Genomic DNA, 26,018 nt, shown 5'->3' on the forward strand with positions numbered 1-26,018 from the left:
GCTCAGGCCCCTTCCTGCTGTGCATTAAGTCCCCGCGCATGGTGTCCGCGGACGTCCTGCCCGGGGTCCGGCGGCGGCCAGAAGTCGCCGGAAACCCGGAGCCCGGGGGCGCCTTCGGGAACCGCAAGTTCAGCGCGGATCTCTTCCGCCAACCGGTAGGTCATGTCGCGGCGCCACGCCGGCAGCCCGTGGATGTCGTTGTGGTACAGGTCAGCGGGGATGGCTTCGTCGAGGGCGTCCGCCAGCGCGTCGGTACCCGGCACTGCATCGAAGCGCAGCTGCACCGGCCGCTTGGTGGCGGCGGTGACGGTCAGGACCAGGGAGGTGCCGCCGTCGAGCCGTCCGATCAACAGCACCCCGGACCTGCCAAGGTTGCTCAGTGACAGGCGGCGGAACGCCACGCGGGCGGAAAGGGCCGACGCCGGGAGGTGGATGCTGCGCAGGAGTTCGCCGGGGGCCAGGCAGTTCGCCGCGTCCCCGGTGACGAATTGGGCCACCGGAACGGTGCGGCTGGTGCCGCCGGGGCCGAGGATGGTGGCCGTTCCGTCCAGCCCTGCGCAGAGCGAGATCATGGGGCCGGCGGGCAGGGAGGTGCACAGGTTGCCGCCCACCGTGGACATGTTCCACACCTTGAAGGAGGCCACGAACGAATCGCAACACGGGCGGACGAGGTCAAGCGCGGGCCAGTTCCGGCTGATGGCGTCAGGCGTTCCGGGCAGGCTGTACAGCTCCGCAACGGTGCACGTTGCGGCGAGGTCGATCCCTTCGGCAGTGATCGTGACGGGGGTCCAGCCGGCGCTGCCCAGGTCCAGGAGCCGTGTCAGTGGCCGGGGCCCGAACGCGAGGCTGCCGTAGGAGAACAGCACGGTGCCGCCGGCCAGCCAGGCGTCGCCGTCGCGCCATTGTTCGGGGTCGGTGGTGGGGACCACCGCCTCGATGGTGTTCATGTCCATGCGATCTCCTGCTGCAAAAGGGTTGTGGGGGCGGCGGGGGCGGCCAGCTGGTGGAGGGAGCCCGAGTGAATGGGGCCCGAGGTTTCCCGCAGCGGCTGGTGGGATACGGCCTTCCGCGCGGCGATGATTTCGGCGAGGACGGACACTGCTACTTCGGCCGGGGTGACTGCCCCGATGTCCAGGCCAAGCGGTGAGTGGAGCTGGGCGATCCGCTCGGGACGCACTCCCCTGTCCAGGAGGGCGTCCACCCGCTGTGCGTGGCTGCGCCGCGAACCCAGTGCCCCGATGAAGGCGACATCCAGGCACAGCGCGGTGTCGAGCAGGGGAATGTCGAACTTGGGGTCGTGGGTCAGGACGCAGATTACGGTGCGGGAGTCCACGCGTCCCGCGGCAGCTTCGGCCGCGAGGTAGGTGTGCGGCCAAGCGGTAACCACCTCATCCGCGGCGGTGAACCTGGACTGGGAAGCAAACGCCTGGCGGGCGTCCACCAGGGTGACGTGGTAGCCCAGCGGCTTGGCTGCCGGGAGGAGCGGGGCGCTGAAATCGTTGGCACCAAAGACCAGCAGGCGGGGCGGCGCCAGCCGGGACTCCACCAGAATGTCCGCTCCCCCGGCGCACAGGCCGGCCCCCGCCGCGTTCAGGACGCCGGTGGTGCCGCTGCGCAGGAAGGATTCGAGCTGCGCTGCCCGCGCCCCGCCTGCGTCGGCGCCTGGATCCAGCAACGTTGCGAGGGCGGGGTCCCCGTTCGGCTGCGCGGAACCAGGATCCGCAATAACGACGGCGTTGCTGCCGCGGCCGTCCGCGTGGGGGGTGAGCGTGCGGACCAGCGCCACCGGCTGGTCCGGCCCGCAGGCAGCCAACTGCAGCACGGCCTCACCCAGCCGGCACCCGCGGTGCAGGTTGGCCGGCTCGATGTGCACGTCCAGCTCACCCCCGCAGGTGAGGCCGGCGGCGAAGGCGTCCTCGGCACTGAAGCCGAAGGTCTCGAGGCGCGTGACGCCGTCGTCCATTGCGTCCAAGGCGGCCGCCACAACGGCACCTTCCACGCAGCCGCCGGAGAGGCTGCCCAGGACCAAACCGTCGCTGGAAACCAGCATGGACGTGCCCACCGGCCGCGGAACCGAGCCGCTGGCGCGCACGATGGTGGCCACCGCGAAGGGCCGGCGGGTAAGGGCCGGGGCCCAACTGCCGAGTGTTGGGATCAGGTCAAGCATGGCGGCACTCCTTCTTCCGCGCTGCGGTGGTGTCCATATTGTCGTTCCTATCGGGGGCCGGGCCAAGGGTTTGGCCCGGCCCCTCTGTTCCGGAAAAACGGTCAGGCGCCCAGCAGCAGGTTGATGGGTCCGCGGGCGAAGTACACCAGGAACCCGGCGCTCACCACCCACATCAGCGGATGGACCTTCTTCGCCTTGCCTGACGCCGCGCCGATGATGGCCCAGCTGATGAAGCCGACGCCGATGCCGTTGGCGATCGAGTAGCTCAGCGGCATGGTGACGATGGTGAGGAAGGCGGGCAGGGCCACGGTGAACTTGCTGAACTTGATCTCGCGGATCTGCGCCATCATCATCGCGCCCACCACCACCAGCGCCGCAGCCGCCACTTCGAGCGGGACCACGCTGGTGAGCGGCGTGAGGAACATGGACCCAAGGAACAGGAGTCCGGTGACCACCGAGGCCAGGCCGGTCCGGGCCCCTTCACCGATGCCGGCGGCGGAGTCGATGTACACAGTGTTGGACGAGCCCGAGGTAGCCCCGCCGGCAATAGCGCCGAAGCCTTCCACGATGAAGGCTGACTTCAGCCGCGGGAACGTCCCGTCCTTGTGCGCGACGCCGGCGCTCTTGGCCAGGCCGGTCATGGTGCCCATGGCGTCGAAGAAGTTGGTGAACACCAGGGTGAACACCAGCATCGTGGCCGCGAGTCCGCCGATCCGGCCGAAGGCGCCGAACAGGTCGAACTGGCCCACCAGGCCCAGGTCCGGTGCTGAAACCAGCTGCCCGGAGAGGACCGGGGTGTTCAGGTGCCAGCCCCCGGGGTTCCCTGCACTGGCCGGGCCGATCCTGAAGATGGCCTCGACCACTGCGGCCAGGACGGTGGTGGCCACGATGCCGATCAGCAGCCCGCCCTGGACCTTGCGTGCCACCAGGATGCCCATGGCGAGGAGGCCCACGATGAACACCAGGGTGGGGACGGAGGTGATGGAGCCGCCGTTGCCCAGCTGGACGGGAGGTCCGCCGGCCGTGGCTTTGACGAAGCCGGAGTCCACAAAGCCGATGAAGGCGATGAACAGGCCGATGCCCACCGTGATGGCGGCCTTCAGCTCCTTGGGCACTGCCCGGAAGATGGCGGTGCGGGCGCCGGTGATGCCGAACAGGACGATCAGGATGCCGTTGATCACCACCAGGCCCATGGCCTCGGCCCAGGTAACTTCCTGGATGACCGAGACGGCCAGGAAGGAGTTGATGCCCAGGCCCGCGGCCAGGCCGAAGGGGAGGTTGGCGATGAGGCCGAAGAGGATGGTCATCACACCGGCGGTGAGCCCGGTGACGGCGCCCACCTGTGCGGCGGAGAGCCAGCCCCCGGCGACGTCGGTGGGAGCGTTGTCCGCGCTGAATCCGCCCAGGATCAGGGGGTTGAGGATGACGATGTACGCCATGGTGAAGAAGGTGACCAGGCCGCCGCGGAATTCGCGGGCCAGGGTGGAGCCCCGCTGGGTGATCTGGAAGAACCGGTCAAGGAAAGAGTCCGACGCCGGCGGCTTGGGAGCGCTGTTCGCCGGCCGTTGGCTGCGGGTGCTTGGAGCCGAATGCTCCTCGTGTGAGCTGTCCAGGATGGTCATCCCAGCCGCCTAGTAGTCAATCCTGGTGTCGAGGGTGTTCCAGGTGTTGAACGGTTCCAGCGGGGCCGGGGCCTGCGGATCGTCCAGGACCAGCTTCGAAACCGGCATCAGGGAGTTCCTGTCCTGGTTTTCGAAGTATTCGTAGAAGACGGCGTCATCGAAGCCTACGGAGGCGGCGTCATGCCGGTCGGCGGCGAAGATGACGCGGTCCACGCGGGCCCAGAGTGCGGAGGCCAGGCACATGGGGCATGGCTCGCAGCTGGTGTAGAGGGTGGCGCCGCTGAGGTCGAAGGTGCCCAGTTCGCGGCACGCCGTGCGGATCGCGGTGACCTCGGCGTGGGCGGTGGGATCGTTGTCCGCGGTGACGCGGTTGACGCCGTCGAACGTTTTGCCGTCCGGTGTGACGATCATGGCGCCGAAGGGGCCGCCGCTGTTCAGGACGTTGGCCGTGGCCAACCGGATGGATCTGGCCAGGAACTGCTCGGCCGTGACGGTGGTACTCATGATGCGACTTCCTTTTGCCGGGAAGCCTGATGCCGCTTGCAGGACCAGTAGAACCAGGTGCGACGGTTACCAGGCTTCAGCATGTGCTGTGAAGGTTAAGTTGCGCCTGGTAGATAGCTTCCCGGTGACCGGGTGCCCGCCTTTGGCAAGATCGAGATTAGCACCGGATTGTGGGCTGCGCCATAGTTTTCTGGAATTTTAATTTCGCAATGTGAAATCCGTGTTTCGCGGGGTTCACTCCTGCCGCGGTCATAATCTGTGGCGTTGACGCGGGAGCCTATGCCTTCTAGCCTAGGTGCCAGCCGCGCCGCTTCCGAGCACTGAACCACGAGGGCGCGGCCGCCTGGATCAGCAGACAGGGCCTCACTGAGCTGGAATGACACCAACAGCGCTCAGAGAAGGACAGCCATGACGCCATCCGTTTCCCGTTTGTGGATCCAAAACCCGCAGGCAGCTTTTACCGCCAACCACCTCGACGCTTCAGGTGGGCTGGTGGTCAGCGGCGGTGTTATCACCGAGGTTCTTGCCGCAGGCCAGCAGCCGTCCGCGCCGTGCGATGAGATTTTTGACGCCGGAAAGCACGTGCTGCTGCCGGGCCTGATCAACACGCACCACCACTTCTACCAGACCCTGACACGCGCCTGGGGTCCGGTGGCGAATGCGCCGCTGTTCCCCTGGCTGCAGAACCTCTATCCGGTGTGGGCGCGCCTCACTCCGCGGGACCTGGAGCTCGCCACCACAGTGGCGCTGGCGGAACTCCTGCTTTCCGGCTGCACCACGGCAGCGGACCACCACTACCTCTTCCCCGCGGGCCTTGAGGATGCGATCGATATCCAGGTGGAGGCCGTCCGCCGGCTGGGCATGCGCGCCACCCTCACCCGCGGGTCCATGACCCTGGGCACGGACGACGGCGGCCTGCCGCCGCAGTCAACCGTGCAGGCAGCCGAGGTGGTGCTGGCGGACAGCGAACGGCTGATTGGCCGTTACCACGAGCGCGGTGACGATGCCTTGATCCAGATTGCCCTGGCTCCCTGCTCGCCGTTCTCGGTGACCAAGGAGATCATGGCCGAAAGCGCCGCGCTCGCCGTACGGCTGGACGTCCGGCTGCACACCCACCTGGCTGAAACGCTGGATGAAGAAGACTTTTGCCGGGAGATGTTCGGGCTGCGGACCGTTGACTACCTGGACAGCGTGGGCTGGCTGACGGACCGCACCTGGCTGGGCCACGGCATCCACTTCAGCGACGCGGAGATCGCCAGGCTGGGAGCCGCGGGCACCGCCGTCGCGCATTGCCCCACCTCCAACATGCGCCTCGCGTCGGGAACTGCCCGGGTCCTGGAACTGGAGGACGCCGGAGCGCCAGTGGGACTGGGAGTGGACGGCTCGGCGTCCAACGATGCCTCGAACATGATCCTGGAAGCGCGGCAGGCGCTGTACCTGCAGCGGCTGCGGTACGGGGCGGACGTTCCGGTGGAGCGTGCGCTGTCCTGGGCCACGCGCGGTTCGGCCGCCGTGCTGGGCAGGTCCGGGCTGGGCCAGCTGGCGCCGGGGATGCAGGCGGACCTGGGGCTCTTCCGGCTGGATGACCTGCGCTTCTCCGGCAGCCATGATCCGGTGGCCGCGCTGCTGCTCTGCGCCGCGGACCGGGCGGACCGGGTGATGGTGGGCGGTCAGTGGCGTGTGGTGGACGGCCAGATCCCGGGGCTGGATGTGGCCGGTCTTATTGCCGAGCACTCGGCGGCGGCCCGCCGGCTGGTGAACGGGTAGCCGCTTTCGACAATCAGATTCGATTTGGATGCGGAAAAGGGCTGGCGATACCCGGATATGGGTATCGCCAGCCCTCGGGCGCAGCGCAACCGACGATGCGCGTCGCCGGCCCGCGCCTTAGGAGCGCCGACCGAATCCCGGGAGCGCCTGGACCCAGCGTGAGAAGCGGCCGGGGACGTGCTCGCGGTCGGCGGGGAGATAGAAGTCCGGATCGGTTCCGCCGCCGAGGGGGAGGTAGAACTCCTGGACTGGCGGTGCCGCCGTGGTTGCCGGTGAAACCTGCGTGCTGTCCTGCTGGTACATCTGATCCTCCTTCGAGGTCGTGGGGGATATTTCGCAAAATGGAAAATAACTTTTGCTATGTGGAATAGCTTAGGCGGCCCGCTGAACCGTCGTCAATGGTCCAGGCCCCGCACGGTCACAAAACGAATTTTGGATTTGTGATGTACACCACCGGCTTCCGGGGGTACGCTGGATGTCAATTCGTGGTGTATGTCACGTAACCTGGGAGCAGCAGGCAGGGTCGTAATGAGCTGGCATCAATGGATGCCGGCTCTTTTTTGTTGGGTCGGCTCCACCGGAAACGCGCTCGAAACGCGCGCTTAATTTCAGTGATGGAACCTAGTTCCACTTACCGGAGATTGGGAACAGACCATGAGCAGCAAGATCATCCTCGGCGAAAACCAGTACGGAAAGGCCGAAGTCCGGGTCGTCAAGATCACCCGCGACACCGACCGCCACGAAATCGAGGACCTCAACGTCACCTCGCAGCTGCGCGGCGATTTCGAGGCCGCCCACCTCGAGGGCGACAACGCCCACGTGGTGGCCACCGACACCCAGAAGAACACCATCTACGCCTTCGCCCGCGACGGCGTCGGCTCCCCCGAGGCGTTCCTGCTTCGGCTCGGGGAGCACTTCACCTCCAGCTTCGACTGGGTCACCGGCGGCCGCTGGGAAGCCGAGTCCTACAGCTGGGACCGGATCCAGGCCCACGGCACGGAGCACGACCACTCCTTCGTCCGCAACGGCCAGGAAGTCCGCACCGCGGTCCTGGTCCGCGACGGCGCCACCACGCACCTTATCTCGGGGCTCAAGGACCTGACCGTCCTCAAGTCCACCCAGTCAGGCTTCGTGGGCTACCCGAAGGACAAGTACACCACCCTGCCCGAAACCACGGACCGCATCCTGGCCACTGACGTCTCGGCCCGGTGGCGCTTCAAGACCGGCACCGATTTCAGCGCCCTGGACTTCAACAAGAATTACGACGACGTCAAGGGACTCCTGCTCGAAGGCTTCACGGAGAAGTACTCCCACGCCCTCCAGCAGACCCTGTTCGACATGGGCACCAAGGTTTTGGAGGCCCACAGCGAGATCGACGAGATCAAGTTCTCCATGCCGAACAAGCACCACTTCCTGGTGGACCTCTCGCCGTTCGGCCTCGACAACCCCAACGAGGTCTTCTTCGCCGCCGACCGCCCCTACGGCCTGATCGAGGCCACCGTCAAGCGCGACGACGCCACCCCCGCGGACATCGCCTGGTCCGGTATCGCCGGCTTCTGCTAAAGCGCACTTAACAGCCAAAGGCCCGGAGTTTTTGTCCGGAAAAGACGGCTTCAGCACCCCTGAAGTCCGCATAGGTGGACAAAAACTCCGGGCCCGCACCCACGTCTTTCAACCCCGTTAGCCAGACCCCGTTAGCCAGACAATGTCGTCTGCCATGAACCAAGAAAGTCTGCCATGAACATTCGAAAGAAAGCGGCTGCTGCCGTAGCCGCAAAAGACCCTCAGGCACGACGGCCGGAAGACCAGCGCCTCCCTGTTGCCAGCACGTTTGCCTACGGCTTCCAGCACGTCCTGACCATGTACGGCGGCATCATCGCCCCGCCCCTGATCATCGGTGCGGCGGCCGGCATGTCGTCCCAGGACATCGGCCTGCTGATCGCGGCCTGCCTCTTCGTGGGCGGCCTGGCCACCATCCTGCAGACCATCGGCGTCCCCTTCTTCGGCTCGCAGCTGCCGCTGGTCCAGGGTGTCTCGTTCGCCGGCGTCTCCACCATGGTGGCCATCGTCCACGGCGGCGGCGGGATCCAGGCGGTGTTCGGCTCCGTGATCGCCGCATCACTGATAGGCCTACTGATCACACCGCTGTTCTCGAAGATCATCCGCTTCTTCCCGCCAGTGGTCACCGGAACCGTCATCACCACCATCGGTCTGACCCTGATGCCCGTGGCGGCCAACTGGGCCATGGGCGGCAACAGCAAGGCGGAGAATTACGGCAGCATGGCCAACATCGGCCTGGCGGCGGCCACCATGGCCATCGTCCTGCTGCTCAGCAAGGTGGGCAGCGCCGCGATCTCCCGGCTCTCCATCCTGCTCGCGATGGTCCTGGGCACGCTGATCGCCTTCGCCTTCGGGATGGCCGATTTTTCAAAGGTGGGCCAGGGCGAGATCGTCGCCTTCCCCACCCCGTTCGCCTTCGGCCCGCCGGTGTTCGAGATCGCCGCCATCATCTCCATGCTCATCGTCATCCTGGTGACCCTGACCGAAACCTCCGCGGACATCATCGCGGTGGGTGAGATCGTGGGCACCAAGGTCGATTCCAAGCGGATCGGCGACGGCCTCCGCGCCGACATGCTCTCCAGCGCCATCTCGCCGCTGTTCAACTCGTTCACCCAAAGCGCCTTTGCCCAGAACGTGGGCCTGGTGGCCATCACGGGCGTCAAGAGCCGCTTCGTGGTCAGCGCCGGCGGCCTGATCCTGGTGATCCTCGGGCTGCTGCCGGTCCTTGGCCGGGTAGTCGCAGCGGTGCCGACGCCCGTCCTCGGAGGCGCCGGCGTCGTACTCTTTGGAACGGTGGCCGCCAGCGGCATCCGCACGCTGTCCAAGGTGGAGTACAAAAACAACATGAACCTGATCATCGTGGCGGCGTCCATCGGGTTCGGCATGATCCCCATCGCCGCCCCGTCGTTCTACGACCACTTCCCGTCCTGGTTCGGCACCATCTTCCACTCCGGCATCAGTTCCGCCGCCGTGATGGCCATCCTGCTGAACCTGCTCTTCAACCACCTCAAAGCGGGCAACTCGGAGAACCAGTCCGTGTTTGTGGCCGGCACCGAGCGTGTGGTCCGGGAAGAGGACCTGAAGTGCCTGGCCGACGGCGACCGATACGAAGGCGGCAAGCTCATCGACTGCGACGGCAAGGAAGTCCGGGTCGAGTCGTCCGAAAAGGCGTCAGAGCACTGACAACACCTGCATACAGCAACGGCGGCCCGCACCTTTTGTGAAAGGTGCGGGCCGCCGTCGTGCGTGTTTTCCGGAGTTTTTGTCCAGGTATGCAGGGCAAATGGCACTTTAAGTCAGCATACGTGGACAAAAACTCTGAAGGAGATGGGTCAGGTGCGGTTCAGCTCCAGCGAGATGGCCTCGGCCGCCTCGCGGAGGACGGGCACGGCCTTGTCGGCGAAGTGCTCGTCTACCCTGGACACCGGTCCGGACACGGAGATCGCGGTGGGCGTGGGAGCGTTGGGCACCGCCATGGCGAAGCAGCGGACGCCAAGCTCCTGCTCTTCCTCATCGATGGAGTAGCCGCGTTCCCGGATGAGCTTGAGGTCGGCCAGGAGCTCATCCACGTCGCCGATGCTCTTGGGCGTGGGCGTAGGCATTCCGGCGCGGGCCACGATGCCGCGGACGGTCTCGTCATCGAGCTGGGCCAGGATGGCTTTTCCGACGCCGGTGGCATGGGTGTGGGCGCGGCGGCCCACCTCGGTGAACATGCGCATGGAGTGCAGCGACGGCACCTGCGCAACATAGATCACCATGTCCGAGTCCAGCACGGCCATGTTGGAGGTCTCCCCCAGCCGGTCCACGAGCGTCTTAAGCTGCGGCCTCGCCACGGCGCCGAGTTGCTTGTTGGCTCCTTCACCAAGCCGGATGAGCCGCGGACCCAAGGCGTAGCGGCGGTTGGGCAGCTGCCGGATGTAGCCCAGGGACACCAGCGTCCGCAGCAGGCGGTGGATGGTGGGCAGCGGAAGGTCGGTGGATGAGGACAGTTCGCTGAGCGTAACGTCTCCGCCTGCGTCCGTAATGAGCTCCAGCAGTTCGAAGACGCGCTCTACCGACTGCACGCCGCCCGACGCTTTTTCTGCCATTCCGTTGTCTCCTGTGGCTCGGAATCTGACAACTCTTATCCGCATCGTGAAAAGAGCTGCTTAGAACACCCAAGATACAGCACCCAGGTTCACCGCGCGATGCACTCCCACCGGTCACATACAGAGGGCTTGTATTTCCATCTTGCAGATAATAATATCCATAATACGAAAACATGGATTTCGAGAAGACAGACCGGACACGGCCCAATGCAAGGCCCAACAGGAGGACATTCAATGGCGAACCCCAGCCCCGGAAATTCGATCACCCTTCGCGTGGAAGCACCGTCAAGCTTCAGCGCCACCAGCGAACTCGCCGCGGCGGTGGGAGCGGCAGGCGCCGCCATCACAGCCCTGGACGTCAGCGAATCCCACCACGAGACCCTCGTTGTGGACGTCACCTGCAACACCACCGACGACGAACACGCCGCCCGCGTCAAGGACGCCCTCAACACGCTCGACGGCGTCACGGTCCAGCATGTCTCGGACCGCACCTTCCTGATGCACCTGGGCGGCAAGCTCGAAGTTGTCCCCAAAGTAGCCCTGCGCAACCGCGACGACCTCTCCCGCGCCTACACTCCCGGCGTCGCCCGCGTCTGCCTCGCCATCGCCGAGGACCCCGCGGCGGCCCGCAACCTGACCGTCAAACGCAACACCATCGCCGTCCTCACCGACGGTTCGGCCGTCCTGGGCCTGGGCAACATCGGCCCCGCGGCCGCCCTTCCGGTGATGGAAGGCAAGGCCGCCCTGTTCAAGCAGTTCGCCAACGTGGACGCCTGGCCGGTCTGCCTGGACACCCAGGACACCGAGGAAATCATCATGATCGCCAAGGCCATGGCACCGGTCTACGGCGGCATCAACCTGGAGGACATTGCGGCCCCTCGCTGCTTCGAGATCGAGAACCGGCTCCGCGAGGAACTGGACATTCCGGTGTTCCACGACGACCAGCACGGCACCGCCATCGTCACCCTCGCCGCCTTGGTCAACGCGCTGCGCGTGGTGGACAAGAAACTGGACGAGGTCCGCATTGTGGTCTCGGGTGTGGGCGCCGCCGGCTCAGCCATCATCCAGCTCCTTAAGGCCCAGGGCGCACAACACATCATTGCCGCCGGCCGCTCCGGCGCCATCCACTCCGGTGAGACCTACAGCGATGAGCACCGCAGCTGGATCGCCGCGAACACCAATGAGGAAGGCTTTGCCGGCACCCTGCACGAGGCCCTCGTCGGCGCGGACGTATTCATCGGCGTCAGCGCCCCCCACGTGATCGGCGAGGAGCAGGTGGCAGCCATGGCGGAGAACGCCATTGTGTTCGCCATGGCCAACCCGACGCCGGAAATCGATCCGGTCATCGCGTCCCGGCACGCCGCCGTTGTGGCCACGGGCCGCAGCGACTTCCCCAACCAGATCAACAACGTGCTGGCCTTCCCCGGTTTCTTCCGCGGCCTGCTCGACGCCGGAGCCTCGGACATCACCCCGGAAATGCTGGTGGCCGCCGCGGAGGCGATCGCCAAGCGGGTGGCTGACGAGGAGCTCAATGCCAGCTACATTATCCCCAGCGTCTTCGATCCCCACGTGGCCGCCGATGTTGCCTCAGCAGTGGCCTCCGCAGCCCACGCCGCGAACGTGGCAACCGCGGCTTCTGCCGCCCGGGAACCCGAAGCCGCCCTGGCCAGCGCCTGATTCACCGCCTGACTTCAGCACAAGGAAAGGACCAGAAATGGCCATCACCGTCACAGACCCCCGGCCCATCGACCGCGCGGAGCAGATCCTCACCCCCAAGGCCCTGGCCTTCGTGGAGGAACTGCACAACCGCTTCGCCGGCACCCGCAACGAACTCCTGGAAGCCCGCGCCGTCAAGCGGCAACGTGTGGCGGAAACCGGCAAGCTGGATTTCCTGCCGGAGACGCAGGACGTGCGCGACGGCGACTGGAAGGTTGCGCCCGCGCCGGCGGCTTTGCAGGACCGCAGGGTTGAGATGACCGGGCCGGCCTCACCGGCGAAGATGGCCATCAATGCATTGAACTCCGGCGCCAAGGTGTGGCTCGCGGACCTCGAGGATGCCAGCACCCCCACCTGGGGCAACGTCATCGACGCCATCCTGAACCTCCGCGACGCCGCCCAAGGCACGCTCAGCTATACGTCGGACGAAGGCAAGGAATACCGGCTCCGCACTGACGCGCCGCTTGCCGTGGTGGTGGCACGGCCGCGCGGCTGGCACATGCAGGAAAAGCACCTGCTGGTGAACGGCGAACCCGCCGTTGGGGCGCTGGTGGACTTCGGCCTTCACTTCTTCCACATCGCCAAGCAGCTGGTGCTCAACGGGCAGGGCCCGTACTACTACCTGCCCAAGATGGAGAGCCACCTCGAGGCGCGGCTGTGGAACGACGTATTTGTCTTCGCGCAGGACCACCTGGGCCTGGGCCAGGGCACCATCCGCGCCACGGTCCTGATTGAGACCATTCCGGCGGCCTTCGAGATGGACGAGATCCTGTACGAGCTGCGCGACCACGCTTCCGGCCTGAACGCCGGCCGCTGGGACTACCTGTTCAGCATCATCAAGTACTTCCGTGATGCCGGCGAGGAGTTTGTGCTCCCGGACCGTGCCTCGGTTGCCATGACCGCCCCGTTCATGCGCGCCTACACGGAACTGCTGGTCAAGACCTGCCACAAGCGCGGCGCCTTCGCCATGGGCGGCATGGCGGCCGTCATCCCCAACAGGCGTCACCCCGAGGTGACCGAGGCAGCCTTCGCCAAGGTCCGGGCCGACAAGACCCGTGAGGCGAACGACGGCTTCGACGGCTCATGGGTGGCACACCCGGACCTCGTGCCAACCTGCCGCGAGGTGTTTGATGCCGTGCTCGGCGACAAGCCGAACCAGCTGGACAAGCAGCGCCCCGAGGTCAACGTGACGGCAGAACAGCTGCTGGACGTCACCTCGGCAGAAGGCCAGGTCACCGAAGCGGGCCTGCGGTTGAACCTGTACGTAGCCATTGCCTACACGGCGGTGTGGCTGTCCGGGAACGGCGCCGTGGCCATCCACAACCTGATGGAGGACGCCGCCACCGCGGAGATTTCCCGCTCGCAGGTGTGGCAGCAGATCCGCAACAAGTCCGTCCTGGCGGACACCGGCAACACGGTCACCCGCGAGCTCGTGGAGCGCATCCTGGGCGAGGAAACCGAACGGCTCCGCACCGAATTCGGCGACGAAGCCTTCCGTCGCTACTACCAGCCGGCCAGCGAACTGATCGCGGACATCTGCCTGTCCGAGGACTACACCGACTTCCTCACCACCCCGGCCTACGAACTGGTGGGCTGAGGCATGGCAGCATCACCCAAAGCGTCACTGTCCGCCGGGGACCTGGCGGCCATCGACGGGCAACTGGCCGCCACGGACCGCCTGCTGGAACAGAACTACCCGGGCGATGACGGCTCACGCCAGCCCGTCCATACCGTGTACGTGCCCGCGGACCGGTTCACGCCGTCGTTCGCTGCCGACTGGGGCGCCGAGGCGCTGGCGGTGGCCACCGCCCACGGCGGGCTGGAAAAGCTTGGTGCGCTGCTCGGCCAGGACGCCGCGCTGGCGGAGGCTGTGGCCGCGCGCGTGGAGGCAAAGCTTTCTAGCGAACCGATCGAGGACCTGCGGCTCGATTTCGAGGACGGCTTTGGGGACAGGGGCGACGACGCCGAGGATGCCGCCGCGGTTGCCGCGGCCTCCGCTGTAGCCGCCGCAGCCGCGGCCGGGTCCGCTCCGCCGTTCATCGGCATCCGCTTCAAGTGCTTCGAGGCGGCCACCCGTACCCGCGGGCTGCGGACCCTGGACCTGTTCGTCTCCGGTCTCGCCTCCGCCGGCGAGCTGCCGGACGGGCTGGTCCTGACGCTGCCCAAGGTCACCACCGTGGCGCAGGTCAAGGCGATGGATTATGCGGTGTCCCGGCTTGAGGAAGTGCACTCCCTCCCGGCCGGGCGGCTCCGCTTCGAGGTGCAGGTGGAGACTCCGCAGCTCATCCTGGGGCCGGACGGAACATCACCGGTGGCGCAGCTCCCGCACGCTGTCCCGGGCCGGATCAGCGGCCTGCACTACGGCACGTATGACTACTCGGCGTCGCTGCAGATTTCGGCCGAATACCAGTCCATGGAGCACCCTGTGGCCGACTTCGCCAAGGAAGTCATGCAGCTGGCCGTGGCCGGCACGGGCATCCGGGTCTCGGACGGATCCACCAACATCATCCCGGTGGGCGACAACGTGGAGAACGCCTGGCAGCTGCACGGCCGGCTGGTCCGGCGCTCGCTGGAGCGCGGCTACTACCAGGGCTGGGACCTGCACCCCGCCCAGTTGCCCAGCCGGTTCGCTGCCACCTACGCCTTTTACCGGCAGGGCCTTCCGGCCGCCGCGGCCCGCCTGCGGAACTACGTGGAACAGACCGGGGGCGGCATCATGGACGAACCCGCCACGGCCCGCGCCCTGGCAGCGTTTGTCCTGCGGGGCGTCCAGTGCGGCGCAGTGGGTGCCGAGGAAGTCCAGGCGCTTGCCGGCGTCGGAATTCCGCAACTGACCGGACTGGCCCACCCGCGGCTCGCCACCACTTCCAACTCCTAAGTAAGGATCTCTCATGGGAAAGTACTACTCCCCCACCGGTGGACTCCCGCCGCAGACGCACCTGACCACCGAACGGGCCATCGTCACCGAGGCGTACACGGTGATCCCGAAGGGCGTGATGACGGACATCGTCACGTCAAACCTGCCGGGCTTCTCGAACACGCGCTCCTGGATCATCGCCCGCCCCATCTCGGGTTTCGCCACCACCTTCTCGCAGCTGATCGTGGAGATCGCCCCGGGCGGCGGCGCCCCCAAGGCCGAGTTCGAGACCGGCGTCGAAGGCGTTGTTTTTGTGACCCGCGGGAAGGTCAACCTGACCCTCGACGGCGAACTGCACCAGCTGGAGGAAGGCGGCTACGCCTACCTGGCCGCCGGTGCGGAGTGGGGCCTGGAGAACGTTTCGGACGACGTCGTGTCCTTCCACTGGATCCGCAAGGCCTACGAACGCCTTGAGGGCTACGAAGCCAAATCCTTCGTCACCAACGAAAAGGACGTGGAGCCCACGTCCATGCCGGACACGAACGACGCCTGGAAGACCACCCGCTTCACGGACTCCAGCGACCTGGCCCACGACATGCAGGTGAACATCGTGACGTTCCAGCCCGGCGGCGTCATCCCGTTCCCCGAAACCCACGTGATGGAGCACGGCCTGTACGTCCTGGAGGGCAAGGCCATGTACCTGCTGAACAACGACTGGGTGGAGGTGGAGGCCGGCGACTTCATGTGGCTGCGCGCCTTCTGCCCGCAGGCCTGCTACGCCGGGGGCCCCGGCGAGTTCCGCTACCTGCTGTACAAGGACATGAACCGCCAGGTGCGCCTCACCTGACCACCCCGCCCCACCAGTTAGCGCCAAGTGCCGTTTTGAAGCTCCAAAACGGCACTTGGCGCTGCTTGGTTGGGGGAAAATATGTCACATGGGCATACGCCGGGGCCGTGCAGGGAAGCGGATCGCCGCCGCGGTGTGCACCGTCCTGCTGGCGGCGTCCACAGCCGGGTGCACTGAACAGCCGCGGCCTGAGCCGGACAAGCCCGCCGCGTTCGCCCTGCTCGAAGCCTTCGGCACCCGGATGCTGGACGAGGGCGCCCCCGCGGTACTGATAGCGGTCCGGGACCAGGGTGAGACCTGGACGCATGCCGCCGGGGTGCGGAGCCTCGAAACCGGCGAACCCGCCGGGATTTCCGATCCCGTACGGATAGGCGGCATCACCGAATCCCTGATCGCTGTGCCGGTCATGAAACTGGTGGCCGAGGGCAAACTCGACCTGGACAGCCAGGTGAGCCGCTACCTGCCCGAGTTTGGCAGCGTCCTCCATCCGCCCGGCCCCGTCAGTGTGCGCCAGCTCCTGACGCACGAATCCGGGCTTCCCGACTTCCTGGTCCCCCTCCTGGCCTCCGGACCATGGCAGGAAACCATGAACCGCCAGCTCAGCCTCGAACAACAGCTGGCCCTGGCCGGCACCGTGCCGTGGGACGGCCGGCTGGCACGGATCTTCGATTATTCCCGCTCGAACTATTCAGCCCTTGCACTGATTGTGGAGCGGCTTCGCGGCCAATCCATCAGCCGCGTCCTGGCGGAGGACGTCGCCGGACCCCTGGATGCCGCAACAACCCGGCTGGGCGGCCCTGCACCCGACGGCATGGTGCACGGCTACATCACCGTCGAGGGCGGGCTCAGGGACGCCAGCATGCCGGCCTGGCAGGCGGAGGCGCCGTCCTCCGGAGCCGTCTCCACTGTGGAGGAAGTGAACAGGTTCTACGCCGCACTGTTGACAGGCCAGCTGCTCAAACCGGACAGCGTCACGGCCATGAAGGGCGGCTACTCGCAGTATTACGGCTTTGCCCTGCGGCGCTGGAACAACACCTGCAACAACCGTTTCTACTATGGCCTGCCCGGGGACACCGACGGCTACGGCATGATCTCCATGACCAGCGAGGACGGGAGCAGGCAACTGACCATGTCCGTTGCCTACCCGCCCGCGCCGCCCACCCTTGAGCTCAATCCGTTGATCTACGAGATGCAGGACGTGGCGCAGCAAGCCCTGAACAGCCTCTGCGGCATCAGCTAGGGGTTCAGCACCACCTTGATGCAGCCGTCCTCTTTCTTCTGGAACTTCTCGTACAGAGCCGGTGCCCCGTCCAGGCCCGAACGGTGGGTGACCAGGTCCATCACACCCAGCGGATCGGCGTCGTCCTCCACGAGGGGAAGGATGTCATCGGTCCAGCGCCGCACATTGCACTGGCCCATCCGCAGCTGGATCTGTTTGTCGAACATGGTCAGCATCGGCATGGGGCTGGCCTGCCCGCCGTAGACGCCGCTCAGCGACACCGTCCCGCCCCTCCGTACGGCGTCGATGGAGGCGTGCAGCGCGGCGAGCCGGTCCACGCCGGCGGTCTCCATTGCCTTTTGTGCCAGTTTGTCCGGCAGCAGGCCCAGCGCCTGGTGGGCGAACCCGGCAACGGGGGAACCGTGGGCTTCCATGCCGACGGCGTCAACCACCGCGTCCGGCCCACGCCCCGCCGTCATCTCCCGCAGCTGGTCCCCCACGTCCTTGGTGTAATCGAGCGTTTCAATGCCGTGCCGCGAGGCCATGTCGCGCCGCTCCGGAACAGGGTCGATGCCGATCACACGCAGCCCGCGCTGGACACCGATACGTCCCGAAAACTGTCCCACCGGCCCCAGTCCAAACACTGCCAGGGTGCCGCCCGCCGGCGTATCCGCGTACTCCACGGCCTGCCATGCTGTGGGAAGAATATCCGAGAGGAACAGGTACCGTTCGTCCGGCAGCTCCGTTCCCACCTTGATCGGACCATAGTCGGCATACGGAACGCGCAGGTACTCGGCCTGCCCACCGGGGACGGAGCCGTAGAGCTCCGAGTAGCCAAAGAGGGCGGCACCGGAACCCTTGTCCTTGACCTGGGTGGTTTCGCACTGGGACTGCAGGCCCTGCGCGCAGAAATAGCAGCGGCCGCAGGAGATGTTGAAGGGGACCACCACCCTGTCGCCCTTTCGCAGGTTGGTGACGCCGCTGCCCACTTCCTCCACGATGCCCATCGGCTCGTGCCCGATCACGTCCCCCTTGTGCATGTACGGGCCGAGGACCTCGTACAGATGAAGGTCAGAGCCGCAGATCGCCGTTGAGGTGATCCGGACGATGGCGTCGGTTGGCTCCTGGATTACCGGATCGGGTACTTCTGCCACGCTTACCGAGCGTTTTCCTTGCCACGTCAATGCTTTCACAGTCTCCCTTTCGTTGGTCCGGGCTGGGCGCCCTTTCCTCGACGCTATCCGCTGGCGGAGAAAAAAGTAAGCAAGCTGATGAAAGTCTTGTCGTCCCGGCCTGCTGCTCCTAGCGTAGGAGGAGCCGGACTGCCCGGACCTGCCGAATGAAAGAGGAACGAGATGTCGCTTTACCAGCCGGAACCCGTAGAAATTTCCACGCGCATGCGTCCCGGCGAATGGACGGAGGCCAGCCTGGAGGAACTCGTCAACAGTTACCGGCAGCGGATCGTGGAGATGGGGGCCAGCGTCACCGACGTGGTCACGGACATTGACCGGAACGACGACGGCTCGGTCCGGGTGGCGGTGTCCTGGGACAAACCAGCCAACGCAGGTGAGGAGGATTCCGTGGCCGGCGGGCAGGTCCTGTAGGCAGGATCAGGAGTCCAGCAGGTGGCCGATGGCGCTTGAGCGGAGATTCTCCAGCAGGTGGCGCGGCCCCTCATAGACTTCCACGGCGCCGGCGTCACGCAGTTCAGCTGCGCTGACCCCGCCGCAGGTGACCCCGATGGCCGGGATGTCCAGCGCGGCCGCCGCTTTTATGTCCCAGACGGCATCGCCCACTAACACGGCGTCCGCCGCCTCCACGCCGATGGCTTCCAGTGCAGCAACAAGGATGTCCGGGGCAGGCTTGCTTTCCTTGGCATCGTTGGCGCTGGTGGCGGCGTCGATGTGCGCGTCCGCGTCCAGGGTGGCCCTCATGACCTGGAGGTCCTGGTCACGTGCCGAGGATGCGAGCGCAACAGCGAGCCCCGCGGAATGGCACTGGGCCAGCAGTTCCTTGGCGCCGTCGAACCTGCGCAGCGCGGGCCAGTGCGACGCGTAGAGCGCCCCATGGCTGGCCATGATCTCCGGGTCGAGGGATTTGTCCCGGCCGGCCGGGAGGAGGCTGTCCACGAGCCGGCCTCCGCCCATGCCCACAAAGCGGTGGATTGACGCCATGGGGACGTCGTAGCCGTACTGCCGGAAGGCGCCCCACCACGAGATGGTATGGATGTACGAGGAGTCGATGAGGGTGCCGTCCACGTCAAAGAGAATCCCCCGGCGGCGTCCGCCGTCAGGGGATTCCGGTTTGATTGCCGTCATCAGCTGACCGCAGCCCGCTTGGCATCCGCGGCTTTCCTGGCCCGGGCAGCCTCTTCCTTGGCGCTGTTCACCGGGCGGACGCGCTCCCTGATCACCGTGCCCGCGCCATCATGGCTTTTGTCCCTGATGAGGCCTGTTCCGGCGATCTCCCGCGCCATCGCCACTCCGGCAACGGCTGCCCTCTTGGTGGGAAAGGTGACCGAGATAGCCATCAGGCTCCCCGTTCCATCCATCATCCGGACCCTATAGCCGCCATCGGGCGCGTCCACGAGCTCAAAATATCCGGCCATTGCAATCACTCCTCCGTCAGTCACCGCATCGTGCTTCCTGGGAGCACTCCATGAGGTGTTAGTAAGTATACTTATCTATTACGCGAAGGAGAAGTCGGGCCCCGGGACGCACCGCCTCAGCGCGCTCCCGCCGTTTCCGGCGGAATGGGGGTGTCACTTCGGCGAACCGTATCCTGATGCAGCTCCAAAGCGCTAGTCACAAGGGCAAAGTGGCTGAAGGCCTGGGGTGTATTGCCCAGCTGCCGGCCCAGGCGGACGCCCCACTCCTCGCTCAGGAGCCCCACATCGTTGCGTAACTCCAGCAGCCGTTCGAACAGCTGCCGGGATTCCTCGTGGCGGCCGGCACCCAGCAACGCCTCCACCAGCCAGAAGGAACAGGCCAGGAAGACACCCTCGTCCCCCGGCAGCCCGTCATCGCTCTTCTCCGGACGGTAGCGCAGCACGAACCCGTCCTCGGTGAGCTCCCGCTGGATGGCCTCGATGGTGCCGATGACGCGGGGATCGTCCGGTGGCAGGAATCCCACCCGGGGAATCAGGAGCAGGCTGGCGTCCAGTTCCGGCTGCCCGTAGGACTGGACGAAGGTGTTGCGCTTGGCGTCGAAGCCGTTGGCCATCACGTCCCGGTGAATGGTGTGGCGCAGTTTCTCCCAGCGCTCCACGGGACCTGGCAGTCCCGATTCCCGCACGCCTTTGACCATCCGGTCCGCAGCCACCCAGGCCATCACTTTGGAGTGCGTGAAGTGCCGTTGCGGACCGCGCATTTCCCAGAGCCCGTTGTCCGGTTGGTCCCAGATGGTCTCCAGGTGCTCCATCAGTGCAATCTGGACATCCCACGCCTCATCCGAATGTGTCAGCAGGGAGTTGCGGGTCAGGGCGAGGCAGTCCAGCACTTCACCCCATACGTCCAGCTGGAGCTGCTCGGCTGCGCCGTTTCCGATCCGGACCGGGGACGAATTTTCGTAGCCCTTCAGCCAGGGCAGTTCCATTTCCGGCAGGCGGCGTTCGCCATGGATCCCGTACATGATCTGCAGGTCCGAGGGGTCACCGGCCACGGCCCGGAGCAGCCAGTCGCGCCAGGCTGCGGCCTCCTCGGTGTAGCCGGCGGCCAGGAGCGCCTGGAGCGTCATGGTGGCATCGCGGAGCCAACAGTAGCGGTAGTCCCAGTTTCGGGGGCCGCCCAGCTGTTCGGGCAGCGACGTGGTCACGGCCGCAACGATCCCGCCGGTGGGAGCATAGGTGAGGGCCTTCAAGGTCACAAGGGAGCGGAGCACGGCTTCCTTGTACTTGCCTTCCACGGTGCATTGCGAAGCCCAGCCCCGCCAGAACGCGTACGTAGTGCCGAGCACTTCTTCGGCGTCCACGGTGTGCGGCCGCCCCACGTGGCTTGGAGCCCAGGTGAGGACAAACGGAACCCGTTCGCCGGCGTTGACGGTGAAGTCGCTGACCGTGTGCATGTTTTCGCCGTGAAGCGGGGCCGGGGTCACAAAATAGACGGCGTCCGGACCGGCGATCGCGTGCAGGCCGTACTCGTCCTTCCGCACCCAGGGGATGATGTGGCCATAGTCGAAGCGCAAGGTCAGTTCGCCGTGCATCTTTACGCTGCCGCTGACGCCTTCGACGATGCGGACAATGTCCGCCACCGAGTCGCGCGGCGGCATGAAGTCGATCACCCGGACCGTGCCGTCCGGGGTTTCCCACTCCGTTTCGAGGACCAGGCTGCCGTCCCGGTAGCCGCGGCGGGTGCAGGAGCCGCCGCTTGCCGGCGCCAGGAGCCAGCGTCCGGCTTCGGGGGTGTCCAGCAGCGCGTTAAAGCACGCAGGGGAATCGAACCGGGGAAGGCAGAGCCAGTCAATGGAGCCATCCTTGCTGACCAGTGCCCCGGTATGGAGGTCACCGACAACCGCATAGTCTTCAATTCGCGCCATGACCTCACCTTGCCACAGCCGGCGCAGGATTGGGCCGGTGTAGCCTCTAAAAACAGCAGCGGTGACGGGGAGAACAACATGGCAATCCACATCGGAACCTCCGGATGGAGCTACGACCACTGGGAAAACGTCCTCTATCCGCCGGGGCTGCCCGCGAAGGACCGGCTGCAGCACTATGTAGCCCGTTTCCATACCGTTGAACTCAACGCCAGCTTCTACCGCTGGCCGCGCGACACCACCTTCGCCGGGTGGAACCGCCGGCTGCCCGAGGGCTTCAACATGTCCGTGAAAGCGCCCCGGGGACTGACCCACGCGAGGAAACTATACAGTCCCGAGGTGTGGATTGAACGCATCGCCCGCTGCTGGCATGAGCTTGGTGATAAGAGGGCAGTCCTTCTGGTGCAGCTGCCACCCGGCATGGAGCGGGACGATGCCAGGCTGGACTACTTCCTCGGTTCCGTGCCGGAGTGGATCCGGGTCACGGTGGAATTCCGTCACCCGAGCTGGGACTGTGCCGAGGTGTTCGCCCTGCTGGAGCGGCACCAGGCCGCCTACTGCATCATGAGCGGCGCCAACCTGCCGTGCATCCTTCGCACCACCGCCCCTTTCACCTACCTTCGGCTGCACGGGCCGGACCACCAGCACCTTTACGCCGGTTCCTACTCGGATGCGGACCTGCAATGGTGGGCGGACCGGATCCGCGAGTGGGCGGGCAATGGCCTGGACGTTTACGCCTATTTCAATAACGACGGCGGCGGCAACGCCGTGCGGAACGCCGAGACCCTGCGCTGGATGCTGGGCGAAGGGTAACGTCACGAACCGTCAGCAGGCCCCGGGCTTCTCCGCCGCCCGTGCCGCGCTGTGGCAGAGTGGAGCCATGGACTCGGCTCCCAAGAATTCGTCACAGAACACAGCACCCGCCGCGGTTTCAGACGCGCTCTCCGGGAACCAGGTGTTCCGGCTGGCGCACCGGCTCTCCGACGCCGTCAACTCGTTGCGGATCCGGCTGGCCCGGCGCTGGGACTTCGTGCCCCAGACGGTGGCCTATCAGGGGTACGGCTCCACCAGCCAGGTGCGGGTGCTGGGCCGGGTTTTGCTGACGCAGAAGCCGCTGCCCGGCAGCAAAGCCGAGCACGCCGCGCGCAACGGCAACCAGAACGTCCGCGGCTGGCGGGCGTTCACAGGTGTTCCGCTGCAGTATACCGACGTCGAAATCACCATTGGCGAGGTTGTCACCCACGTCCGGGCGGACCGGGGCGGACTGATTGACACGGAGGTGGACGTCCAGCTTTCACCCGGCTGGCACACCGCCATCCTGCGGGCCGAAGGCACCGAGCCTGTCGAAGCGCTGATCCACGTTATTGCGCCGGATGTGAAGTTCGGCATCGTCTCCGACATCGATGACACCGTGATGGTGACGGCACTGCCGCGGCCCTTCCTGGCCCTGTGGAACACCTTTGTGCTCAGCGAACGGGCCCGCATGGCCACACCCGGCATGGCGGTGCTGCTGGACCGGCTGACCGTAGAACACCCGGATGCTCCCGTGATCTACCTGTCCACCGGGCCGTGGAACGCCGCGCCTACCCTGGCGCGATTCCTGAGCCGCAACATGTACCCGGCCGGAGCCCTGCTGCTGACGGACTGGGGGCTGACGCAGGACCGCTGGTTCCGCAGCGGGCAGGAGCACAAGCTGCGTAACCTGGAGCGGCTCGCCAAGGAGTTTCCGGACATGCGCTGGCTCCTCATCGGCGACAATGGCCAGCACGACGAAGCCATCTATTCACGTTTCGCGCAGGAGAACCCGGACAGGGTCAAAGCCATCGCCATCCGGCAGCTGTCCATCAGTGAGTCCGTGTTCGCCGGCGGCCACTCGGAGGACGGGGACCACACCACCTCCCAGGTGCCGTGGATCTACTCCCCGGACGGCGCCGGCATTGCCAAGCAGCTGGGCATGCTGGGCGTCCTGTAACCCCGGCCCCCAGGGGTACCTCACCCTAAAGGGCAGCTCACCTGCGGAGGCACCCGGGCGCGGCAACGGCTGCCCCGCGCAGCACCCGGCCTAAGCGCTGGCACCCAGCGGGGTCACGCCGTCGTCGGGCGATTCCACATCCAGCCCTTCAGGGGCGAGGAGCTCGGGCGCCGCGGCCGCGGCAATGGCCATGTCTGCGGCAGCAGCAACGTCGCGTTCCTCGATGAGTTCCTGATACCAGAAGTAGGAGGCTTTGGGAGTTCGCTCCAGGGTCTCGCGATCCACGTGCAGCAGCCCGAACGGTTGGTTGTAGCCGGCGGACCACTCGAAATTGTCCATCAACGACCAGACGTAATAGCCGCGGAGGTCGATCGATTCTGCTTCCCCGCCCGGGGCCGTGGCCCGCAGCGCCGCCTCGAGGTGGTCGGAGAGGTACTTCAGGCGGCGCTCGTCGGGGATGAAGCGGGTGGTGGTGGACTTGTCGCGGACAATGATGTCCTCGAAGCTGGCGCCGCCCTCGGTGAGGATGACCGGCGGCAGGTTGGGATACCGTTCGGCCATCTCCTTTAGCGCCACGGCCATGTACTCCGGTTTCACGGGCCAGCCGTAAGCCGTGATGTCCGCTTCCGGCCAGGTTTCCACGTGGAAGGGCGTGCCGCCGCTGCCCGCTGCGCTGAGGTCGCTGCCCATGGCCTCGGCCATGCTCGCCGGAACCGCCCCGCCGCCCGGTCCCACGGCCACCTTGGTGGGCATGTAGTAGTTCAGGCCGTAGAAATCGAGGGGCTGGGAGATCAGCTCCATGTCCTCCTCCGGGTGCTCGAAGGAGCTGAAGAACTTGGCGGCCCGGATCAGGTCCGGGTATTTCCCGGTCAGCACGGGATCGGCGTAGAGCCGGTTCTGGGCCAGGTCCATCAGGCCGGCGCTCATATAGTCCAGCGGGTTGATGGAATTCGGGACCATGGGTGAGTAGACATTGGTCATCCCGATTTCGCCCGGCACCTTGGCGGCGCGGAGCGCCTGCACAGCGAGGCCGTGCCCCAGCAGTTGGTGGTGGACGGTGGGGAAGGCACCCAGCAGGAGCTCTTTGCCCGGCGAGTGCAGGCCGAGGGTGTACCCGTTGGTGCTCACCGTGGCCGGCTCATTGATGGTCACCCAGCGGGCCACCCGGTCGCCGAAAGCCTCGGCGAGGATGCTTGCGTATTCCCCCAGGCGGTAGGCGGTATCCCGGTTCAGCCATCCGCCGTCCTCGTCCAGCGCCAGCGGGGTGTCCCAATGGTAGATGGTGGCCATCGGCGAGATTCCGTTGGCAAGGAGTTCGTCCAGGAGCCGGTCGTAGAAGGCCAGGCCTGCCCGGTTTGCCGGTCCCCTGCCGGTGGGCTGGATCCGGGGCCAGGCAAAGGAGAACCGGTAGGAGTCCACGCCGAGCTGTTTCATGAGCGCCACGTCCTGAGGCATGCGGTGGTAATGGTCGCACGCTGTCTTCGGGCTGTGGTCCTCCACGATGGCGCCGGGCTTGGCGGCGAACACATCCCAGCCGGCGGGCCCGCGGCCGTCCTCATCCAGTGCGCCTTCGATCTGGAACGCTGCTGTGGCCACTCCAAGCGTGAACCCCGGCGGAATGAGTGCGGCGAGATCCCTGGCGGAAATATGCATCGAAAATACCCTTACTGCGGACTGGACAGTTCCCGCGCCAACCAGTGGATCTGCGCGTGATCAGGACCATATCCTCGCACGATTCCGGGATTTCCGGTGAGCGTCCTGCCATAGTCCGGGAATGGATGGGCTTGGCCGCATCCTCCGGCCGGGCTCCGAGGGCTACTGCTCACCGAACAGGAAGTCCTTCGCGTGCGCCACGGCCTTGCGGAAGGCATCGTTCCGCAGCGTCACCAGGTGCTCAGTTTCACCGTCCGCCGGCTCAAGGTATCCGGTATAGCCCGGCCGGAGGACCCAGATGTCGCCCGCGGGCGGAAGGTAGAAGACGCCAAAGGAACGTTGCTGTTTTTCGTCCGAGGTCCACACGGGCACCACCGCCAGCGCCGCGCCGGTTGCCGGGTTGATCCACTGCGCCCGGGGCAGGGGCTCCTCATGCGCTTCGGGGTCCAGGAACGGCGCGGTGTCTTTGCCCCAGCGCTGCTCGAAGCGCTCGTGGAACGCCGGGATCAGGTGTGAGTCGTAGCGGCGCCAATCGCTCATGAATCTTTCGAACCTCCTTACGGCAGTGCACTGGACCTACATCCAGGGGCCTCTTTCCCAGTGCACAGGACTGATCCGGATGGTGTTGCCGGATGGACCAGCGGGATGTTGGACTTTGCGGACCGGAACGTCCCGCGCAGTTCCGGACGCCGGTGCGGCGCGGAGTGCTGCCAGCAACTCACGGTCATATGCCGCCCGCCGTGCCGGATCACGGAGGACGGCAAATGCGTGCATGATCCGCAGCAGCTCCCCCTCCGGCGGCGGACCCGTCGCCGCATCACCCTCGGGCGGGGACACCGGGGCCCTGCCCGCTTCCAGATCCGGGTGGTGGCTGCGCATGAGCGTCCGGTAGGCGCGCGAGATTTGCTGCTGGGTGGCGTCCCGCGGGACGCGCAGCGTGCCGTAGTAGTCCGGGATGTCGGTCATGCCAGCCTTCCGCCTGCAGATCCGGCCGGAGGCGGCGCAGCGCAGCAGCC

Annotated in this window: 24 protein-coding genes; 11 read left to right on the forward strand and 13 right to left on the reverse strand. The window is 66.2% G+C overall.

The features are described 5' to 3' along the window. Window positions 1–2: 2 nt before the first annotated feature. The 4 genes from BACI348_RS17605 to BACI348_RS17620 all read right to left on the reverse strand — a co-directional run bounded on the left by BACI348_RS17605 (window position 3) and on the right by BACI348_RS17620 (window position 4,293). Window positions 3–953: an FAD binding domain-containing protein gene (locus BACI348_RS17605; RefSeq protein ID WP_159828486.1), complete on the reverse strand. Its 951-nt coding sequence runs from the start codon at window positions 951–953 to the stop codon at window positions 3–5. Beyond that, entirely contained in the window at window positions 944–2,167 is a 1,224-nt protein-coding gene (locus tag BACI348_RS17610) for an XdhC family protein (RefSeq protein ID WP_159828489.1), read from the reverse strand. Before BACI348_RS17610 ends, BACI348_RS17605 begins: the two co-directional genes overlap by 10 nt. 101 nt (window positions 2,168–2,268) lie before the next feature. Next, the gene (locus tag BACI348_RS17615) at window positions 2,269–3,789 is read right to left on the reverse strand and encodes an NCS2 family permease (RefSeq protein ID WP_159828492.1); all 1,521 of its coding nucleotides are present in this window, start codon (window positions 3,787–3,789) and stop codon (window positions 2,269–2,271) included. Window positions 3,790–3,798: 9 nt separating this feature from the next. Continuing rightward, the gene (locus BACI348_RS17620; RefSeq protein WP_159828495.1) at window positions 3,799–4,293 is read right to left on the reverse strand and encodes a nucleoside deaminase; all 495 of its coding nucleotides are present in this window, start codon (window positions 4,291–4,293) and stop codon (window positions 3,799–3,801) included. Between the two features lie 408 nt (window positions 4,294–4,701). Here BACI348_RS17620 and BACI348_RS17625 point away from each other — a divergent pair, with 408 nt between their 5' ends. After that, the gene (locus BACI348_RS17625; protein ID WP_159828528.1) at window positions 4,702–6,060 is read left to right on the forward strand and encodes an 8-oxoguanine deaminase; all 1,359 of its coding nucleotides are present in this window, start codon (window positions 4,702–4,704) and stop codon (window positions 6,058–6,060) included. A 117-nt stretch (window positions 6,061–6,177) separates the two neighbouring features. On the opposite strand, the gene BACI348_RS17630 is transcribed toward BACI348_RS17625, so the two are convergent. Further along, window positions 6,178–6,363 (reverse strand): hypothetical protein, encoded by a 186-nt coding sequence (locus BACI348_RS17630; protein WP_159828531.1) that lies wholly within the window; start codon window positions 6,361–6,363, stop codon window positions 6,178–6,180. A 351-nt stretch (window positions 6,364–6,714) separates the two neighbouring features. Here BACI348_RS17630 and pucL point away from each other — a divergent pair, with 351 nt between their 5' ends. Together pucL and BACI348_RS17640 are read left to right on the forward strand one after the other, a co-directional pair. Beyond that, window positions 6,715–7,623, forward strand: a complete 909-nt coding sequence (gene pucL, locus BACI348_RS17635; protein WP_159828534.1) for a factor-independent urate hydroxylase — start codon at window positions 6,715–6,717, stop codon at window positions 7,621–7,623. Window positions 7,624–7,797: 174 nt separating this feature from the next. Next, the gene (locus BACI348_RS17640) at window positions 7,798–9,303 is read left to right on the forward strand and encodes a nucleobase:cation symporter-2 family protein (protein WP_159828537.1); all 1,506 of its coding nucleotides are present in this window, start codon (window positions 7,798–7,800) and stop codon (window positions 9,301–9,303) included. Window positions 9,304–9,452: 149 nt separating this feature from the next. On the opposite strand, the gene BACI348_RS17645 is transcribed toward BACI348_RS17640, so the two are convergent. After that, on the reverse strand, window positions 9,453–10,208 hold the full coding sequence (locus tag BACI348_RS17645) for an IclR family transcriptional regulator (protein ID WP_159828540.1): 756 nt from the start codon (window positions 10,206–10,208) through the stop codon (window positions 9,453–9,455). Between the two features lie 234 nt (window positions 10,209–10,442). Here BACI348_RS17645 and BACI348_RS17650 point away from each other — a divergent pair, with 234 nt between their 5' ends. From BACI348_RS17650 to BACI348_RS17670, 5 genes are all read left to right on the forward strand, one after another. After that, window positions 10,443–11,885 (forward strand): NAD-dependent malic enzyme, encoded by a 1,443-nt coding sequence (locus BACI348_RS17650; protein WP_159828543.1) that lies wholly within the window; start codon window positions 10,443–10,445, stop codon window positions 11,883–11,885. Window positions 11,886–11,922: 37 nt separating this feature from the next. Then, window positions 11,923–13,521 carry a malate synthase A gene (aceB, locus tag BACI348_RS17655; protein ID WP_159828546.1) on the forward strand — a complete coding sequence of 533 codons (1,599 nt, stop codon included), beginning with the start codon at window positions 11,923–11,925 and terminating at the stop codon, window positions 13,519–13,521. Between the two features lie 3 nt (window positions 13,522–13,524). Next, the gene (locus BACI348_RS17660) at window positions 13,525–14,802 is read left to right on the forward strand and encodes a DUF6986 family protein (protein ID WP_159828549.1); all 1,278 of its coding nucleotides are present in this window, start codon (window positions 13,525–13,527) and stop codon (window positions 14,800–14,802) included. A gap of 13 nt (window positions 14,803–14,815) precedes the next feature. Continuing rightward, window positions 14,816–15,628, forward strand: coding sequence for a bifunctional allantoicase/(S)-ureidoglycine aminohydrolase (locus BACI348_RS17665; protein ID WP_159828552.1), 813 nt, complete (start codon window positions 14,816–14,818; stop codon window positions 15,626–15,628). A gap of 88 nt (window positions 15,629–15,716) precedes the next feature. Then, the gene (locus tag BACI348_RS17670; protein ID WP_159828555.1) at window positions 15,717–16,868 is read left to right on the forward strand and encodes a serine hydrolase domain-containing protein; all 1,152 of its coding nucleotides are present in this window, start codon (window positions 15,717–15,719) and stop codon (window positions 16,866–16,868) included. Here the strand turns inward: BACI348_RS17670 and BACI348_RS17675 are convergent. Continuing rightward, on the reverse strand, window positions 16,865–18,040 hold the full coding sequence (locus BACI348_RS17675; RefSeq protein ID WP_159828558.1) for a zinc-dependent alcohol dehydrogenase: 1,176 nt from the start codon (window positions 18,038–18,040) through the stop codon (window positions 16,865–16,867). The genes BACI348_RS17670 and BACI348_RS17675 overlap by 4 nt on opposite strands. Window positions 18,041–18,202: 162 nt before the next feature. On the opposite strand from BACI348_RS17675, the gene BACI348_RS17680 reads away from it, so the two are divergent. Next, a complete protein-coding gene (locus tag BACI348_RS17680; protein ID WP_159828561.1) occupies window positions 18,203–18,451 on the forward strand; it encodes a hypothetical protein in 249 nt (82 codons plus the stop codon). Between the two features lie 6 nt (window positions 18,452–18,457). On the opposite strand, the gene BACI348_RS17685 is transcribed toward BACI348_RS17680, so the two are convergent. The 3 genes from BACI348_RS17685 to BACI348_RS17695 all read right to left on the reverse strand — a co-directional run bounded on the left by BACI348_RS17685 (window position 18,458) and on the right by BACI348_RS17695 (window position 21,380). Then, entirely contained in the window at window positions 18,458–19,165 is a 708-nt protein-coding gene (locus BACI348_RS17685; RefSeq protein ID WP_159828564.1) for an HAD family hydrolase, read from the reverse strand. After that, window positions 19,165–19,455, reverse strand: a complete 291-nt coding sequence (locus tag BACI348_RS17690; protein ID WP_159828567.1) for a hypothetical protein — start codon at window positions 19,453–19,455, stop codon at window positions 19,165–19,167. Before BACI348_RS17690 ends, BACI348_RS17685 begins: the two co-directional genes overlap by 1 nt. Window positions 19,456–19,571: 116 nt before the next feature. After that, window positions 19,572–21,380, reverse strand: a complete 1,809-nt coding sequence (locus BACI348_RS17695; protein WP_159828570.1) for a glycoside hydrolase family 15 protein — start codon at window positions 21,378–21,380, stop codon at window positions 19,572–19,574. Window positions 21,381–21,458: 78 nt separating this feature from the next. Here BACI348_RS17695 and BACI348_RS17700 point away from each other — a divergent pair, with 78 nt between their 5' ends. Both BACI348_RS17700 and BACI348_RS17705 read left to right on the forward strand, forming a co-directional pair. Continuing rightward, complete coding sequence (locus tag BACI348_RS17700; protein ID WP_159828573.1) at window positions 21,459–22,190, forward strand: DUF72 domain-containing protein; 732 nt, start codon at window positions 21,459–21,461, stop codon at window positions 22,188–22,190. 67 nt (window positions 22,191–22,257) lie between these two features. Continuing rightward, window positions 22,258–23,349 carry an App1 family protein phosphatidate phosphatase gene (locus BACI348_RS17705; RefSeq protein WP_159828576.1) on the forward strand — a complete coding sequence of 364 codons (1,092 nt, stop codon included), beginning with the start codon at window positions 22,258–22,260 and terminating at the stop codon, window positions 23,347–23,349. A gap of 90 nt (window positions 23,350–23,439) precedes the next feature. Here the strand turns inward: BACI348_RS17705 and BACI348_RS17710 are convergent, their stop codons facing one another. From BACI348_RS17710 to BACI348_RS17720, 3 genes are all read right to left on the reverse strand, one after another. Then, the gene (locus BACI348_RS17710; RefSeq protein ID WP_159828579.1) at window positions 23,440–25,002 is read right to left on the reverse strand and encodes a glycoside hydrolase family 1 protein; all 1,563 of its coding nucleotides are present in this window, start codon (window positions 25,000–25,002) and stop codon (window positions 23,440–23,442) included. 162 nt (window positions 25,003–25,164) lie between these two features. Then, a complete protein-coding gene (locus BACI348_RS17715) occupies window positions 25,165–25,542 on the reverse strand; it encodes a hypothetical protein (RefSeq protein ID WP_159828582.1) in 378 nt (125 codons plus the stop codon). A 36-nt stretch (window positions 25,543–25,578) separates the two neighbouring features. Continuing rightward, entirely contained in the window at window positions 25,579–25,968 is a 390-nt protein-coding gene (locus BACI348_RS17720; RefSeq protein WP_159828585.1) for a J domain-containing protein, read from the reverse strand. Window positions 25,969–26,018 lie beyond the last annotated feature (50 nt).

This window comes from Arthrobacter sp. 9AX (assembly GCF_902506095.1).
Lineage (GTDB): Bacteria > Actinomycetota > Actinomycetes > Actinomycetales > Micrococcaceae > Arthrobacter.

Bases quoted from the DNA above. Each gene is read 5' to 3' on its own strand.
- BACI348_RS17620 (WP_159828495.1), bottom strand. From the start codon at position 4,293: ATGAGTACCACCGTCACGGCCGAGCAGTTCCTGGCCAGATCCATCCGG.
- BACI348_RS17685 (WP_159828564.1), bottom strand. From the start codon at position 19,165: ATGACGGCAATCAAACCGGAATCCCCTGACGGCGGACGCCGCCGGGGG.
- BACI348_RS17715 (WP_159828582.1), bottom strand. From the start codon at position 25,542: ATGAGCGATTGGCGCCGCTACGACTCACACCTGATCCCGGCGTTCCAC.
- BACI348_RS17660 (WP_159828549.1), top strand. From the start codon at position 13,525: ATGGCAGCATCACCCAAAGCGTCACTGTCCGCCGGGGACCTGGCGGCC.
- BACI348_RS17720 (WP_159828585.1), bottom strand. From the start codon at position 25,968: ATGACCGACATCCCGGACTACTACGGCACGCTGCGCGTCCCGCGGGAC.
- BACI348_RS17670 (WP_159828555.1), top strand. From the start codon at position 15,717: ATGGGCATACGCCGGGGCCGTGCAGGGAAGCGGATCGCCGCCGCGGTG.
- BACI348_RS17615 (WP_159828492.1), bottom strand. From the start codon at position 3,789: ATGACCATCCTGGACAGCTCACACGAGGAGCATTCGGCTCCAAGCACC.
- BACI348_RS17610 (WP_159828489.1), bottom strand. From the start codon at position 2,167: ATGCTTGACCTGATCCCAACACTCGGCAGTTGGGCCCCGGCCCTTACC.
- BACI348_RS17690 (WP_159828567.1), bottom strand. From the start codon at position 19,455: ATGGCCGGATATTTTGAGCTCGTGGACGCGCCCGATGGCGGCTATAGG.
- BACI348_RS17705 (WP_159828576.1), top strand. From the start codon at position 22,258: ATGGACTCGGCTCCCAAGAATTCGTCACAGAACACAGCACCCGCCGCG.
- BACI348_RS17645 (WP_159828540.1), bottom strand. From the start codon at position 10,208: ATGGCAGAAAAAGCGTCGGGCGGCGTGCAGTCGGTAGAGCGCGTCTTC.
- BACI348_RS17605 (WP_159828486.1), bottom strand. From the start codon at position 953: ATGGACATGAACACCATCGAGGCGGTGGTCCCCACCACCGACCCCGAA.
- BACI348_RS17630 (WP_159828531.1), bottom strand. From the start codon at position 6,363: ATGTACCAGCAGGACAGCACGCAGGTTTCACCGGCAACCACGGCGGCA.
- pucL (WP_159828534.1), top strand. From the start codon at position 6,715: ATGAGCAGCAAGATCATCCTCGGCGAAAACCAGTACGGAAAGGCCGAA.
- BACI348_RS17650 (WP_159828543.1), top strand. From the start codon at position 10,443: ATGGCGAACCCCAGCCCCGGAAATTCGATCACCCTTCGCGTGGAAGCA.
- BACI348_RS17680 (WP_159828561.1), top strand. From the start codon at position 18,203: ATGTCGCTTTACCAGCCGGAACCCGTAGAAATTTCCACGCGCATGCGT.
- BACI348_RS17640 (WP_159828537.1), top strand. From the start codon at position 7,798: ATGAACATTCGAAAGAAAGCGGCTGCTGCCGTAGCCGCAAAAGACCCT.
- BACI348_RS17665 (WP_159828552.1), top strand. From the start codon at position 14,816: ATGGGAAAGTACTACTCCCCCACCGGTGGACTCCCGCCGCAGACGCAC.
- aceB (WP_159828546.1), top strand. From the start codon at position 11,923: ATGGCCATCACCGTCACAGACCCCCGGCCCATCGACCGCGCGGAGCAG.
- BACI348_RS17695 (WP_159828570.1), bottom strand. From the start codon at position 21,380: ATGGCGCGAATTGAAGACTATGCGGTTGTCGGTGACCTCCATACCGGG.
- BACI348_RS17700 (WP_159828573.1), top strand. From the start codon at position 21,459: ATGGCAATCCACATCGGAACCTCCGGATGGAGCTACGACCACTGGGAA.
- BACI348_RS17710 (WP_159828579.1), bottom strand. From the start codon at position 25,002: ATGCATATTTCCGCCAGGGATCTCGCCGCACTCATTCCGCCGGGGTTC.
- BACI348_RS17625 (WP_159828528.1), top strand. From the start codon at position 4,702: ATGACGCCATCCGTTTCCCGTTTGTGGATCCAAAACCCGCAGGCAGCT.